The 13,429-nt window shown below is 66.1% G+C and carries 12 protein-coding genes; 7 read left to right on the forward strand and 5 right to left on the reverse strand.

Going from position 1 to position 13,429, the window contains the following annotated elements:
- The first annotated feature begins 23 nt into the window (after positions 1–23).
- Positions 24–980 (forward strand): DMT family transporter, encoded by a 957-nt coding sequence (locus tag ACPEE1_RS22155; protein ID WP_423934881.1) that lies wholly within the window; start codon positions 24–26, stop codon positions 978–980.
- Here ACPEE1_RS22155 and ACPEE1_RS22160 read toward each other — a convergent pair.
- The gene (locus ACPEE1_RS22160) at positions 977–1,924 is read right to left on the reverse strand and encodes a LysR family transcriptional regulator (RefSeq protein WP_182344590.1); all 948 of its coding nucleotides are present in this window, start codon (positions 1,922–1,924) and stop codon (positions 977–979) included. The two genes, ACPEE1_RS22155 and ACPEE1_RS22160, sit on opposite strands and share 4 nt — an antisense overlap.
- A 122-nt stretch (positions 1,925–2,046) precedes the next feature.
- Between ACPEE1_RS22160 and ACPEE1_RS22165 the strand changes: the two genes are divergently transcribed.
- The 4 genes from ACPEE1_RS22165 (at position 2,047) to ACPEE1_RS22180 (ending at position 7,179) form a co-directional block, all read left to right on the forward strand.
- The gene (locus ACPEE1_RS22165; protein ID WP_116926027.1) at positions 2,047–2,757 is read left to right on the forward strand and encodes a pirin family protein; all 711 of its coding nucleotides are present in this window, start codon (positions 2,047–2,049) and stop codon (positions 2,755–2,757) included.
- Between the two features lie 63 nt (positions 2,758–2,820).
- The gene (locus tag ACPEE1_RS22170) at positions 2,821–3,516 is read left to right on the forward strand and encodes a hydrolase (protein WP_116926026.1); all 696 of its coding nucleotides are present in this window, start codon (positions 2,821–2,823) and stop codon (positions 3,514–3,516) included.
- A gap of 75 nt (positions 3,517–3,591) precedes the next feature.
- Positions 3,592–5,490, forward strand: a complete 1,899-nt coding sequence (locus tag ACPEE1_RS22175; RefSeq protein ID WP_423934882.1) for an amidohydrolase — start codon at positions 3,592–3,594, stop codon at positions 5,488–5,490.
- A 45-nt stretch (positions 5,491–5,535) separates the two neighbouring features.
- Entirely contained in the window at positions 5,536–7,179 is a 1,644-nt protein-coding gene (locus tag ACPEE1_RS22180) for an MFS transporter (protein WP_116926024.1), read from the forward strand.
- Between the two features lie 111 nt (positions 7,180–7,290).
- Here the strand turns inward: ACPEE1_RS22180 and ACPEE1_RS22185 are convergent, their stop codons facing one another.
- Positions 7,291–8,325, reverse strand: coding sequence for a phosphotransferase family protein (locus tag ACPEE1_RS22185; RefSeq protein WP_423934883.1), 1,035 nt, complete (start codon positions 8,323–8,325; stop codon positions 7,291–7,293).
- Entirely contained in the window at positions 8,322–9,554 is a 1,233-nt protein-coding gene (locus tag ACPEE1_RS22190; protein ID WP_423934884.1) for an acyl-CoA dehydrogenase family protein, read from the reverse strand. Before ACPEE1_RS22190 ends, ACPEE1_RS22185 begins: the two co-directional genes overlap by 4 nt.
- Before the next feature lie 190 nt (positions 9,555–9,744).
- On the opposite strand from ACPEE1_RS22190, the gene ACPEE1_RS22195 reads away from it, so the two are divergent.
- On the forward strand, positions 9,745–10,542 hold the full coding sequence (locus ACPEE1_RS22195) for a tyrosine-protein phosphatase (RefSeq protein WP_116926193.1): 798 nt from the start codon (positions 9,745–9,747) through the stop codon (positions 10,540–10,542).
- Positions 10,543–10,587: 45 nt separating this feature from the next.
- Entirely contained in the window at positions 10,588–11,565 is a 978-nt protein-coding gene (locus ACPEE1_RS22200; RefSeq protein WP_116926021.1) for a hypothetical protein, read from the forward strand.
- Positions 11,566–11,577: 12 nt separating this feature from the next.
- Here the strand turns inward: ACPEE1_RS22200 and bla are convergent, their stop codons facing one another.
- A complete protein-coding gene (bla, locus tag ACPEE1_RS22205; protein WP_116926020.1) occupies positions 11,578–12,486 on the reverse strand; it encodes a class A beta-lactamase in 909 nt (302 codons plus the stop codon).
- A gap of 125 nt (positions 12,487–12,611) precedes the next feature.
- Positions 12,612–13,277 (reverse strand): PadR family transcriptional regulator, encoded by a 666-nt coding sequence (locus tag ACPEE1_RS22210; protein ID WP_133248140.1) that lies wholly within the window; start codon positions 13,275–13,277, stop codon positions 12,612–12,614.
- Positions 13,278–13,429 lie beyond the last annotated feature (152 nt).

The raw sequence follows: 13,429 nt of genomic DNA on the forward strand, positions 1-13,429 counted from the left end.
CCGGGTGCAGGCACCATCCACACATGAATTTACAAAATATCCTCGGCCCACAGGCCGCCTCACACCTGCGTTTGATGGGCATGGCCTTGCTTTGGGGCGCGTCCTGGCCCAGTGGCCGCATGGTGGCCCAGCACATGCCGCCACTGGCAGCGTCGGGCCTGCGTTTTGTACTGGCCGCCGTGGTGCTGCTGGTCTGGCTGTATGCGGCAGGCGGCATGGCCGGGCTCAGGCACTGGTCGCCCAAGCGCTGGTTGGGCATGGCCGCCGCTGCAGCTACAGGCGTATTTGGTTACGCGGCCTGTTTTTTGAGTGGCCTGCAGTACCTGCCCGCCAGCAAGGCGGCGCTGGTCATCACGCTCAACCCGGTGCTCACCTTGCTGCTGGCTGCCTGGATCTTTCGGGAACGCATCAACCGCACGATTGCCTTGGGCATGGCGCTGGCGGCGCTGGGTGCGGTGCTGGTCATCTCGCATGGGGATCCAGCCCAGCTGCTGGCCGGTGGCCTGGGCCGGGGCGAACTGCTGATCCTGGGCTGCGTGGCCTGCTGGGTCAGCTACACCTTGCTGGGCCGGGCGATTCTGGCCGGGGTCGATGCGCTGTCCACCACGGCCGTCACCGCGACCATCGGCGCCGTGATGCTGCTGGCCGCCAGCCTGGTGGTCGAAGGGCCGCAGGGCATGGCCCAGGCCTTCGATGCGGGCCTGCCCGCCTGGGGCGCGCTGCTGTTTCTGGCCTGGGGCTCTACCGCACTGGCTTACGCATGGTACTTTGATGGCGTCAAGGCACTGGGCGCTGGTGCGGCATCGGGCTATATCACCCTGGTGCCGGTGATTGGCGTGGCCTGCTCGGCCCTGTGGCTGGGCGAGCAGATCGATGCACCCATGCTCGCCGGGGGCGCGATGGCGCTAGCGGGCACCGCGGTGATGAACTGGGGCCGGCGCACACCGCGTGCTGCGGTGGCTGCAGCGGCAGCGCGCTAAACCGCCAGCGGGTTCTCGGCCAGCTGCGGCGGCAGCTCCGCCCAGGGCTCGTTCATGAACTGCTGGGCCGCATAGTCCATAAAGGCCTGCACGCGCGCTGGCCGCGTACGGCCCGGCGGGGTGACGATGTTCAGCGACAGCACATCGGCCTCCCAGCCCGGCATGGCGGTCTGCAGGCTGCCATCGCGCAGCTCCTGCCACACCAGAAATGACGGCTGCAGCGCCAGCCCCATGCCGGCCAGCAGTGCGGGCTGCAGCGCCTCGGCATTGTTGACCTGCATCTGTATCGGCATCACCTGCGTGTACTCGCCATGGCGCGCATGGCGAAAGCGCCAGCTGGTGCCATAGCGCGCCAGGCTGTACTGCAGGCCCTTGTGCTGGGCCAGATCGCGCGGGTGCACCGGGTGGCCATAGCGCTCGAAATAAGCAGGAGAGCCGACCAGCAAGATGCGCACCTTGCACAGGGTGCGCGCAATCAGGCTCGAATCGCTCAGGTTGGCAATGCGCAGCGCCAGGTCAAAGCGGTCGCGGATCAGGTCCACCTGCTCGTCAGCAAAGTGCAGGTTCAGCTCCACATCCGGGTGCATCTCCATGAACTTGGGCAGGATCGGCGACAGCCGCGCAATGCCAAAGGACATCGGCGCGGCAATGCGGATCTGGCCGCGCAGGCTGGTGGAGCGGTCGGTGATGTCGGCCTCCACCGCCTCGCCCTCCTGCAGGATGCGCGTGGCCCGCTCCAGCGCGCTGCTGCCGGCATCGGTCAGCGCCATGCGGCGTGAGGTGCGGTGGAACAGGCTGGTCTTCATGCGGCCCTCCAGCCGCGTGATGGCCTTCGATACCGTTGCCTGCGACAGCGCCAGCTCGGCAGCGGTGCGCGCGAACGATCCGGTCTCGGCGACCTTGGCAAAAATGGCCCAGGCCTCCAGGTCAGGCAGCTTGCTCATGGCTTCATCGCTTTCTCAATCACATCAAATATGGAATTAATGCTTTTCTATATTTTCTATTTTAATCATATTCAAGGCGACCTACACTTTCTTCATCGACGACAAAACACCTGGAGAAAGACATGATTGAACGACGCAGCTTTGACAGCCTGGGCGGTGCCAACCACGGTTGGCTCGATGCCAAGCACCACTTCTCTTTTGCCGACTACCGTGACGCCCAGCGCGTGAACTGGGGCGCTCTGCGGGTCTGGAACGATGACACCATCGCGCCGCAAACCGGCTTCCCACCGCACGGCCATGCCGACATGGAAATCATCACCTATGTCCGAGAAGGTGCGATCACCCATGAAGACAGCCTGGGCAACCGAGGCCGCACCGAAGCCGGTGATGTGCAGGTGATGAGCGCCGGCAGCGGCGTGCGCCACTCGGAATACAACCTCGAGTCCACGACGACCCGCATCTTCCAGATCTGGATCCTGCCCGACCGCCAAGGCGACAAGCCCAGCTGGGGCGCCAAGCCCTTCCCCAAGGGCGACCGCAGCGGCAAGTTCGTGACCTTGGCCAGCGGCATGGACGGTGATGGCGACGCGCTGCCCATCCGTGCCAATGCCCGGGTGCTGGGTGCCACGATCAAGGCCGGTGAAAGCCTGGACTACGGTTTTGACCATGCCGACCGCTATGGCTACCTCGTCCTTGCCAAGGGCAGTGCCTCGGTCAATGGTGTGGCGCTGTCCAGCCGCGATGGTGCTGCCATCCATGGCGAGACCACGATCCGCATCACCGCCACGGAAGACACCGAAATCGTGCTGGTGGATGCACCGGCCCTGAACTGAGCACCTGTAGATCCTTTGTAGACAGCTTCCTTCCCGTTTTTTAACCTTTCAAGAGCACGCACCATGACCAACAAATCTTTCCTCGAAGTCCTGACCCCCGCCAACAGCCAGATGATCTTCATCGACCAGCAGCCCCAGATGGCCTTTGGCGTGCAGTCCATCGACCGCCAGACGCTGAAGAACAACGTGGTGGGCCTGGCCAAGGCGGCCCAGGTGTTTGGCGTGCCGACGACGATCACGACGGTCGAGACCCACAGCTTCTCGGGCCACACCTACCCAGAGCTGCTGAACGTATTCCCCAGCAACCCCATCCTGGAGCGCACGTCGATGAACTCCTGGGACGACCAGAATGTGCGTGATGCGCTGGCCGCCAACGTTGCCAAGGGCCACAAGAAGATCATCGTCTCGGGCCTGTGGACCGAGGTCTGCAACACCACCTTTGCACTTAGCGCCATGCATGACGCCGGCTACGAGATCTACATGGTGGCTGATGCCTCGGGCGGCACCTCGCTCGAAGCGCACAACCAGGCGATGCAGCGCATGGTGCAGGCTGGTGTGGTGCCCGTCACCTGGCAGCAGGTGCTGCTGGAATGGCAACGTGACTGGGCCAAGCGCGAGACCTATGACGCGGTGATGGACATCGTGCGCGAACACTCCGGTGCCTATGGCATGGGCGTGGACTATGCGTACACGATGGTGCACAAATCCCCAGAGCGTGCGCAGCACGGCAACACCATCGGCCCCAAGCCCGCTGTTTAATTGCCTTGTTTGTGGTGGGGTAGCCCCCCCACCCCCGCTGGCCTCCCCGCACCACCCACCCCGCACGCCACTGCCATGACCACCTCCAGCCCCGACACCATTTTTCACAACGGCCGCTTTACCACCTTGAACAAGGCCCAGCCCACGGCCAGCGCTGTGGCCATCCGCGATGGCAAGTTTGTCGCGGTGGGCAGTGATGCAGAGGTGCTGGCGCTGGCTGCCAGCGGCACCCGCAAGATCGACCTGCAAGGCCGCAGCGCGCTGCCCGGCCTGTTCGACAACCACACCCATGTGATTCGCGGCGGTCTGAACTTCAACATGGAGCTGCGCTGGGATGGGGTGCGGTCGCTCGCCGATGCGCTGGAGATGCTGCGCCAGCAGGTGGCGATCACGCCGGCGCCGCAATGGGTGCGCGTGGTGGGCGGCTTTAGCGAGCACCAGTTTGTCGAAAAGCGCCTGCCGACCCTGGCCGAGATCAATGCGATTGCGCCGGACACGCCCGTGTTCCTGCTGCACCTGTATGACCGCGCCCTGCTCAACGCCGCTGCGCTGCGCGCCGTGGGCTACCACCGCGACACGCCCCAGCCACCGGGCGGCGAGATTGTGCGCGACAGCCAGGGCAACCCGCGGGGCCTGCTGCTGGCCAAGCCCAATGCCACCGTCCTCTATTCCACCCTGGCCAAGGGCCCCAAGCTGCCCTTCGAGTACCAGGTCAACTCCACGCGCCACTTCATGCGCGAGCTCAACCGCCTGGGCGTGACCGGTGTCATCGACGCCGGTGGTGGATCGCAGAACTACCCCGATGACTACCAGGTCATCGAAGAACTGAACCAGCAAGGCCAGATCACCGTGCGCCTGGCCTACAACCTGTTCACGCAAAAGCCCAAGGAAGAGAAGGACGACTTTCTGCAGTGGACGCAGTCGGTCAAGTACAAGCAGGGCAACGACTACTTCCGCCACAACGGCGCGGGCGAAATGCTGGTGTACTCGGCCGCTGACTTTGAAGACTTTCGCCAGCCCCGCCCCGACATGCCGCCGCAGATGGAGACCGAGCTGGAAGATGTGGTGCGCGTGCTGGTCCAGAACCAATGGCCCTGGCGCCTGCATGCCACCTATGACGAGACCATCAGCCGCGCGCTCGATGTGTTCGAAAAGGTGCACCAGGAAACACCCATCGACGGCCTGAACTGGTTCTTTGACCACGCCGAAACCATCTCCGACCGCTCGATCGACCGCATCGCTGCGCTGGGCGGCGGCATTGCCGTGCAGCACCGCATGGCCTACCAGGGCGAGTACTTTGCCGAGCGCTATGGCCACAAGGCGATGGAAGCCACGCCGCCGGTCAAGAAAATCCTGGAAAAAGGCGTCAAGGTCTCTGCGGGCACCGATGCCACCCGCGTGGCCTCGTACAACCCATGGGTGTCGCTGTCCTGGATGGTGACCGGTAAGTCCGTCGGCGGCATGCAGATGTACCCCGAGCGCAACCTGCTGGACCGCGAAACCGCCCTGCGCATGTGGACCGAGAACGTGGCCTGGTTCTCCAACGAGGAAGGTGCGCGTGGCCGCATCCAGGTGGGCCAGTTTGCCGACCTGATCGTGCCGAGCAAGGACTATTTCCAGGTGCCTGAGGATGAGATCTCCTTCCTCACCTCCGACCTGACCGTCGTAGGTGGCCGGGTGGTGTATGGCGCAGGCAGCTTTGCCCGCCATGACGACAACCCCCTGCCCCCTGCGATGCCCGACTGGTCGCCCGTGCGCCGCTTTGGTGGCTATGGCGCCTGGGGCGAGCCCGAAGGCGCTGGCAAAAACTCGCTGAACCCCGCGCGCTACCGCAGCCTGGCTGCTGGCTGCGGCTGCGGCAGCCAATGCGGCATGCACGGTCACCAGCATGCCAATGCCTGGGCGTCCCAAGTACCGGCCTCCGACATGCAAGGCTTCTTTGGTGCACTGGGCTGCTCCTGCTGGATGTCCTGAGCGAGCCTGCCCCCCTTTTCAAATTCTGCTGATCCGAGACCTGCCATGAACCACCCCCATCCCGACCATCCCCCGGCGCCGCCCGCGGCCCCGGCCCAGCCCGCCGGCGGCAGCTTTGCCCCCTTGCAGCAAAAACTGTTTGCCGTGCTGTGGATCGCCACCGTCGTCGGCAACACCGGCAGCTTTGTGCGCGATGTGGCCAGCGCCTGGCTGATGACCGACCTCTCGTCCTCGCCCACCGCAGTCGCCCTGGTGCAGGCGGCAGCCTCGGCCCCGGCCTTTTTGCTGGCGATACCGGCGGGCGTGCTGTCCGACATCCTGGACCGCCGCAAGTTTCTGATCGCCATCCAGGTGCTGCTCGCCTGCGTCAGCATTACCTTGATGACCCTGTCGGCGATGGGCATGCAGACGGTGGGCTCGCTCGTGGCACTGACCTTTCTGGGTGGCATTGGCGCCGCACTGATGGGCCCGACCTGGCAGGCCATAGTGCCCGAGCTGGTCGCCAAGCGGGATCTCAAGTCGGCCGTCGCGCTCAACTCGCTGGGCATCAATATTGCCCGCGCCATTGGCCCGGCTTTGGGTGGTGTGGTGCTGGCGGGCCTGGGTGCCTCGGTCACCTATGGGGTGGATGTGATCAGCTACGCCTTTGTGATTGCTGCGTTGTTGTGGTGGCCGCGCCCCAAGGCCGAGCAGGACGACCTGAGCGAGCGCTTTGCCGGCGCCTTCCGTGCCGGCCTGCGCTATGCCCGCTCCAGCCGCGAGCTGCATGTGGTGCTGCTGCGTGCCTTCCTGTTCTTTGCACTGGCCAGCTCGGTCTGGGCGCTGCTGCCCCTGGTGGCCCGCCAGCTGCTGGGCGGTGGGGCAGGCTTTTACGGTGTGCTGCTGGGCGCCGTTGGTGTCGGCGCCATTGGCGGTGCCTTCCTGCTGCCCAAGCTGCGTGCCCGCCTGTCTTCCGATGGCCTGCTGCTGATGTCGGCCCTGGTGTCGGCTGCCGTGATGGCCTTCCTGGCGATGTCGCCGCCCCAATGGGCTGCCGTGCTAGCACTGCTGCTGCTGGGCCAGTCCTGGATCACCGCGCTCACCACGCTCAACGGTGTCGCCCAGGCCATCTTGCCCAACTGGGTGCGGGGCCGTGCGCTGGCCGTCTACCTCACCGTGTTCAACGGCGCGATGACCTTCGGCAGCCTGAGCTGGGGCTTTACCGCCAAGGCGCTGGGTGTACCCAGCACCTTGCTGGTGGGCGCTGCCGGCCTGGTCGTGATGGGCCTGATCGCCCACCGCATCAAGCTGCCCGAAGGCGAGGCCGACCTGGTCCCATCCAACCACTGGCCCGAGCCACTGACCGCCCACGCCGTCGACAAGGACCGGGGCCCGGTGATGATCCAGATCCGCTACCACGTGGCCAAGGACAACCATGCGCCCTTCCTCAAGGCCCTCGCCCGCCTGTCTGCCGCCCGCCGCCGCGATGGCGCCTATGCCTGGGGCATCGTGCAGGACACCGCCTCCGAGGACCACTTCATGGAGTGGTTCCAGGTGGAATCCTGGGCCGAGCACCTGCGCCAGCACAAGCGGGTCACCCATAGCGATGCCGATGTGCAAAGCGAAGTGGCGCAGTACCACCAAGGCAGCGAGCCCCCGGTGGTCCAGCATTTCCTGTCGGTGAACCACCCCGCCCAGGGCCATGCCTGATCGTTGAATCCCAGCACCCAGTCTGCCCAGCGGCAGCCTGGGTTTTTTGCGACTTTTTGGGACTGCTCCAGCCCCGCTGCCGCAGCGGGTGGCGGTTTTTCTGCGTGCTGATCAACCGCGCTCAAAAGCCTGCGCGCATTGCCAGCCCAGCGCTGCCAGCGGGCCGGCCTTGGCGCCTGTGGCCGCCGCATCGGCAGCAGCGGCGGTGCCATCGGCGGCGCGCTGCGCAATACCGTAGAGGATGGCGGCCATGCGAAACAGGTTGAAGGCGAGGTAGTACTCCCACAACGGGCCCGGGTCGCGGCCCGCGCGCTCGGCATACATTGCCAGGTAGGCGCGCTCGTCGGGGATGCCCAAGGCCGCCAGATCACAACCACCCATGCCGCGCCACAGCGCAGGCGGCACACGCCAGGCCATGCCGTGGTAGGCCAGGTCGGCGAGCGGATCGCCCAAGGTGGACAGCTCCCAGTCCAGCACGCCAATGATCTGCGGCTCGCTGCGGTGCCAAACGAGGTTGTCCAGCCGGTAGTCGCCATGCACCAGGGTGGTCTCTTCGGCCTGGGGCAGATGCTGGGGCAGCCAGTCCATCAGCTGCTGCATCGCAGGGTCTACGGGCACCCGCAACTGCTGGGTCTGCTGGCTCCAGCGCTTGGTTTGCCGCGCCACATAGCCGCCGGCGCGGCCATAGCTGCCCAGGCCCAGCGCGGCCGGGTCCAGCTGGTGCAGCGCGGCGATCACGCGGTTCATCTCGGCATACAGCGCGCCGCGCTCGGCCGGCTGCATGCCGGGCAAGGCCGGGTCCACCAGCACCCGGCCGTCCAAAAAATCCATCAGGTAGAACGGCGTGCCCAGCAGCTCGGCATCGTCGCAATAGGCCAGCATGCGCGGCACGGGCACCGCCGTGCCGGCCAGGGCCTGCATCACCTGGTGCTCACGGTCAATCGCATGCGCGCCGGCCACCAGGCTGCCAGCGGGTTGCTTGCGCAGCACCATCTGCCGGTCGCCCAGCTGCAGCTTGTAGGTGGGGTTGGACTGGCCGCCCGCCAGCACGCTCACCGTGACCGCCTCGCCACCCGACAGACCCAGGTCCTGCAAATAAGGCTGCAGCCGCTGCGCCAGCGCCTGCGGGCTGGAGGCGGCGTTCACAGCGGGCGCGGCGCTGCGGGCACCGCCTGGATGATCGCCGGCACACCGCGCTCGGCCTGCGCATCCTTCTCGGCCGCCTGCACCAGCTTGCGCGCCATGCTGAAGCGGTGCACCTCGCTGGGGCCGTCGTAGATGCGAAAGGCGCGCATGTCCATGAAGATGCGCATCACCGGGGTTTCCATGGTCACGCCCTGCCCGCCCAAAATCTGTACGCAGCGGTCCACCACGCGCCATTCGGCCTCGGAGCAGACGACCTTGGCCCGGCTCGACTCGTAGCTGCCCTGCTCGCCCTGGTCCAGCAGCCAGGCGGTGTGCCAGATGTGCAGGCGCGCGGTGTGCAGGTCCATGTCGTTGTCGGCCAGCATAAAGCCCACGCCCTCGTGCGAGGACAGCGGCTTGCCAAAGGCGGTGCGGCGGCGGGCATAGGCCAGCGCCACATCCTGCGCGCGCCGGGCCTGGCCCAGCCAACGCATGCAGTGCGTCAGCCGCGCGGGCGCCAGGCGCACCTGGGCATAGCGAAATCCCTTGCCGACCTCGCCCAGGATGGCACTGGCGGGCACACGCAGCTGGTCAAAGCGCAGCACGCCGTGGCCGCCGGTAAAGCAGGCATCCATCGCATCCATGGATCGCTCCAGCGTGATTCCGGGCTGGTCCATATCGCTCAGGAACATCGTGGCGCCGCCGTCTTCGGTGCGGGCCATGATGATGGCGTAGTCCGACCCTTCGGCGCCGGTGATGAACCATTTCTGCCCGCTGATCAGGTAGTCATCGCCATCGCGCACCGCCACGGTGGCGAGCGCGGCCGGGTCGGATCCGGCACCGGGCGCCGGCTCGGTCATCGCAAAGCAGGAGCGCAGCTGGCCCGCTACCTGCGGGCGCAGCCAGCGCGCCTGCTGGGCCGGGGTGGCCACCGCCTCCATCAGGTGGATATTGCCTTCATCGGGCGCATGGATGTTGAGTGCCGTCGGGCCCAGCCAGGAGTAGCCGGCCTCCTCAAACACCACCGCCTTTTCGACATGCGTGAGCCCCAACCCACCCAACTCGCGCGAGGCATGGGGCGTAAGCAGGCCGGCCGCGCGGGCGCGCTCGACCAGCTCGCGGCGCAGCGCCTCATCCGGGCCATGGCGGCTTTGCCGGGCATCGTTTTCCAGCGGAATCACCTGCTCGGCAATAAACGCGCGGGTCTTGTCGCGCAGTGCCAGCAGTTGGGGGGACAGGGAAAAATCCATGGTGCGGTCTTCGGTAGCGGTGGCGGGCCCCCAGGCGAGGACCCATGGGCAAATGGTGCCATGCCCGGCGTGCCAGGCCGTCACGGTTGAGACAGAGTCGCCCGCCCGGCACTGCGGCACTCAAAAGCGCTGCAAAGGGATGACACCCTGGTGTCGTACCCCGGACTTGCAGATGGGCTATAAACAAAGCATGCCCATCCAAGCCGAATCTGCACCCATCACCTCCGAGGCCACCCCCCAGGCCCATAGCCGCCACCTGCCACTGGCGGGCACCACCAATTTCCGCGATCTGGGCGGCTACCAGGGCCTGGACGGCCGCACGGTGCGCTGGCGCAAGCTGTTCCGCTCTGACCACCTGGCCTTGCTCAGCCCCGAGTCCCAGCTGCAGCTGCTGCGCGAGCTGGGCGTGGCCCGCTCGGCCGATTTTCGCGGCCAGCGCGAGCAAACCGTGGACCACTATGCGATCGATGGCCTGCAGCACCATTCGCTGGCCATTGAGCCAACGCTTGTGCAGCGCGCCTTCAGCCTGATGCAGCAAGGCCAGCGCCTGACGCCCGACCACACCGTCGTGCTGATGCAGGACACCTACCGCAGCTTTATCCACGACAATGCCGCGCCGTTTGCACAGTTCTTCGAGATGCTGCTCGACAGTGATGCGCCCATCGTCTTCCACTGCACCGCCGGCAAGGACCGCACCGGCTGGGCCGCCACCTTGCTGCTGACCACCCTGGGTGTGCCTCAGGATGTCGTGCTGCAGGACTACCTGCTGACCAACGACTACTACCACCGCCCGGCCGAAGCCGTGGCCGCTGCCGCCCACATCCCCGAGGAAGTGCTGCAGGTGCTGTGGCGGGTGCAGGAGCCCTTCCTGACCGCCGCCATCGAGCCTGTGCTGCAGGACTATGGCAGCATCCCCAACTATGTGGAAAAGGTGCTGGGCGTGGATGCAAAGGCGCAGCAAAAGCTCGCGCAGATGTATCTGGAATAATCGGTTGTTCCTTCGACCCACGGCCACCCCGCTGGCCGCCCGCCGATGAACCAACCGCTCCCCTCTCCGCGCCCCCTGGTCGCATCCCGTTGGACGCCCCGCCAGATCGCACTGGCCAGCCTGCTGGTGCTGGCCGTTGTGCTGTGCTGGCTACCGGCTTTCCAGGCCATGGCCGACCGCTATGTGGATGATGGCCTGCAACGCTCCCTGCTCAGCTTTGCCACCGCCCGTGCGCTGCACAGCGTCGTCTCGGTGCTGCAGGGCACCGAGCTGGCCGTGCAGCCGATGGGCGTGGGCCTGACCTTGACGCTGGGTCAGGTGCTGGCCCCCATCAGCGACCTGGTGGCGCAGTTTGCCGACTGGATGCTCTGGGCCAGCATTGCCTTTGGCCTGCAAAAGCTGCTGCTATCGATGGGTGGCAGCTATGGCGTGACCGGCGTGCTTACCGCCATCGCGCTGGCCTGGCTGCTGCTGCGCTGGCGACAGCAGGCGGTGCCCACCTGGCTCAGCCGCTTGCTGGTGGTGCTGCTGTTCACCCGGCTGGTAATGCCGGTCACCATCATCGGCAGCGAGGCGCTGTTCCAGCACTTTATGGCTGGCACCTACCAGAAAAACCAGATCGCCACCGAAGGCGCTGTCGGCCAGCTGCAGCAGTTTGATGTGCGCGCCCCGGCCAAGGCGCCAAGTGCGGACGCAGCAACGCCGACCCCGCCGGCCAACCCCGCCGTGACGCCGTCATCCGGCCTGTGGGAACGCTTCAAGCAATGGGGGCAGCAGGCCCAGCAATCGGCCAGCCAGGCGGCATCGGGGGTGCAGGATCTCGTACGCAACCCGGGCGATGCGCTGCGCGACAAGCTCAGCGAACTGCAGCAGCAGCTCGACCAGCAGGTCGAGCGGCTGGTGACCTTGATGGTGGTGTTTGCGCTGCAGACGCTGGTGATACCGCTGGTACTGGTCTGGGCGCTGCTGCAGCTGTGCAAGGGCTTGCTGGCGGGGCCGCGCCAGCAAGCTGCCAAATCGTAGGGGTAGCGTCGCTTACAGCGCAGCGTGCCATTGCGCAATCGCTGCGCCCACCTTGGCCATCACCGCATCGCTTTGCGCCGTTGTGCGCTCGCCGCCGGTCAGGAAGGCTGTGATGATCAGGCCTTCCGAGGCGGCATTGGGCCAGGCGATCAGACAGTCATTGGCGGTGCTGTGGGCACCGGCACCAGTCTTGCCGCCCACGCGCCACTCCGACGGCAGGCCCGCGCGCACGCGCTGGTCGCCGGTGCGGCTGTCGCTCAGCCACTGCTGCAGCATCGCGCGGCCATAGCCCTTGAGCACATCTCCCAGCAGCAGCGCCTGCAAGGTCGCCTGCATCGCACGCGGCGTGGTGGTGTCGCGCGGGTCGCCGGGCGCTGCCGTGTTGAGCAGCGGCTCGATGCGGTCCAGGCGCGTGGCCTTGTCGCCCAGGGTGCGCAGCCAGGCCGTCAAGGCTTCCGGCCCGCCGCTGGCGCGCAGCAGCAGGTTGGCCGCGACGTTGTCGCTGACCACCACGATCGCTTCGCAGAGCTCCAGCAGGCTGATGCCACCGGGCTGGTCCTGGTACTTTTCCGTCACCGGCGCATAGGGCACCATGTCGGCCGAAGTCACCCGTACCTGCTGGCCCAGGTCCAGCGCCCCCGTCTGCCCCAGGTACAGCACATGCGCGGCCAGCAAGGTCTTGAAGGTGCTGCACATGGCAAAACGCTCATCGCTGCGGTAGCCGGCCTCGCCGCCAGTCTCGGCATCGAACGCATAAACGCCCAGGCGGCCACCGCTCTGGGCTTCAATCAGGGTCAGCGCCTTGTGCAGCGCACGGTCGGCACGGGGATGGGCTGACTGGCGGGATGCGCAGCCGGCTAGGCCAAAAACAGAGCCGCTGCCCATGACCAGGGTGGCGGCTACAAAGTGGCGTCGTTGCATGGTCTTGCTCGGTAGAGGTTGTCATCCCGGAGGATGGATAGCTACCGAGCATACCCCGGCCCAGGGCCTGGCGACACGATATGGCGCAAGCTTTGCGGCGGCCGGGCAACAGGCCCGGAACGCGCTCAGGCCTTTTCGATCTTCAGAGCGGCCTCGTCCAGCAGCGCGGCCATCTTGTCGATCTGCTCGGCCGACAGCGCCGTCTCGCCGTCGCCGGCCATCTTCAGGCGCAGGGCCATCTTGAAGTTCTCGATCGCGCGCACCAGCTGCGGCGGGCGCTGGCGGGCATCGCGGTCCTTGCCACGGGCCAGGCGCGTCAGCAGCAGCTGCAGCGCATCGGCCTGCTCGGCGAGGGCCTGCTCGCCTTCGGCGGTGATGGTGTAGCGCTTGCGCCCGCCTTCGGATTCGCTGGCGGTTGCATGGCCCATGTCCACCAGGTAGCTCAAGGTCGGGTAGATCGTGCCGGGGCTGGGCTGGTAGTCGCCGCCCACCAGCTCGCCCACGGCGCGGATCACGTCGTAGCCATGGCTGGGTTGCTGGCCAATCAAATGCAGCGCCAGCAGCTTGAGGCCGCCAGCCTCGAACATGCGCTCACGCTTGTGCGCCAGGTGGCGCGCAGCATCTGGCCCGTGGCCATGGCCATGGCCATGGCCATGGTCGTGCGGGCCGTGGCCCGGGCCATTGCCATGGTGGCGTGGGCCCCGGCCAGGGCCGCCCTCTTCGCCCATATGGCGGCCACGGGGGCTGCAGAGGTGGGGGTGGTGCTGAAAGTGGTGATGGGGATGTGGCATCTGTGTTCCTTTACTAAGATGCATCTAAGATATATCTTTCAATGGAAGATTTCAAGCCGGTTTTTTGTAAAGATATATCTTTATTGCCGATACCGACATCGCCACACACACCGCGCATAAACGAATAATATATAAAACATATACAATCTGCG

Origin of the sequence: Comamonas sp. 23 (genome assembly GCF_049601575.1) — a bacterium.
Classification (GTDB): Bacteria; Pseudomonadota; Gammaproteobacteria; order Burkholderiales; family Burkholderiaceae_C; genus Comamonas; species Comamonas squillarum.

What these genes read in the sequence shown, in the direction of transcription:
- ACPEE1_RS22155 (WP_423934881.1), top strand. Translation starts at nt 24, where the DNA reads ATGAATTTACAAAATATCCTCGGCCCACAGGCCGCCTCACACCTGCGT.
- ACPEE1_RS22160 (WP_182344590.1), bottom strand. Translation starts at nt 1,924, where the DNA reads ATGAGCAAGCTGCCTGACCTGGAGGCCTGGGCCATTTTTGCCAAGGTC.
- ACPEE1_RS22165 (WP_116926027.1), top strand. Translation starts at nt 2,047, where the DNA reads ATGATTGAACGACGCAGCTTTGACAGCCTGGGCGGTGCCAACCACGGT.
- ACPEE1_RS22170 (WP_116926026.1), top strand. Translation starts at nt 2,821, where the DNA reads ATGACCAACAAATCTTTCCTCGAAGTCCTGACCCCCGCCAACAGCCAG.
- ACPEE1_RS22175 (WP_423934882.1), top strand. Translation starts at nt 3,592, where the DNA reads ATGACCACCTCCAGCCCCGACACCATTTTTCACAACGGCCGCTTTACC.
- ACPEE1_RS22180 (WP_116926024.1), top strand. Translation starts at nt 5,536, where the DNA reads ATGAACCACCCCCATCCCGACCATCCCCCGGCGCCGCCCGCGGCCCCG.
- ACPEE1_RS22190 (WP_423934884.1), bottom strand. Translation starts at nt 9,554, where the DNA reads ATGGATTTTTCCCTGTCCCCCCAACTGCTGGCACTGCGCGACAAGACC.
- ACPEE1_RS22195 (WP_116926193.1), top strand. Translation starts at nt 9,745, where the DNA reads ATGCCCATCCAAGCCGAATCTGCACCCATCACCTCCGAGGCCACCCCC.
- ACPEE1_RS22200 (WP_116926021.1), top strand. Translation starts at nt 10,588, where the DNA reads ATGAACCAACCGCTCCCCTCTCCGCGCCCCCTGGTCGCATCCCGTTGG.
- bla (WP_116926020.1), bottom strand. Translation starts at nt 12,486, where the DNA reads ATGCAACGACGCCACTTTGTAGCCGCCACCCTGGTCATGGGCAGCGGC.
- ACPEE1_RS22210 (WP_133248140.1), bottom strand. Translation starts at nt 13,277, where the DNA reads ATGCCACATCCCCATCACCACTTTCAGCACCACCCCCACCTCTGCAGC.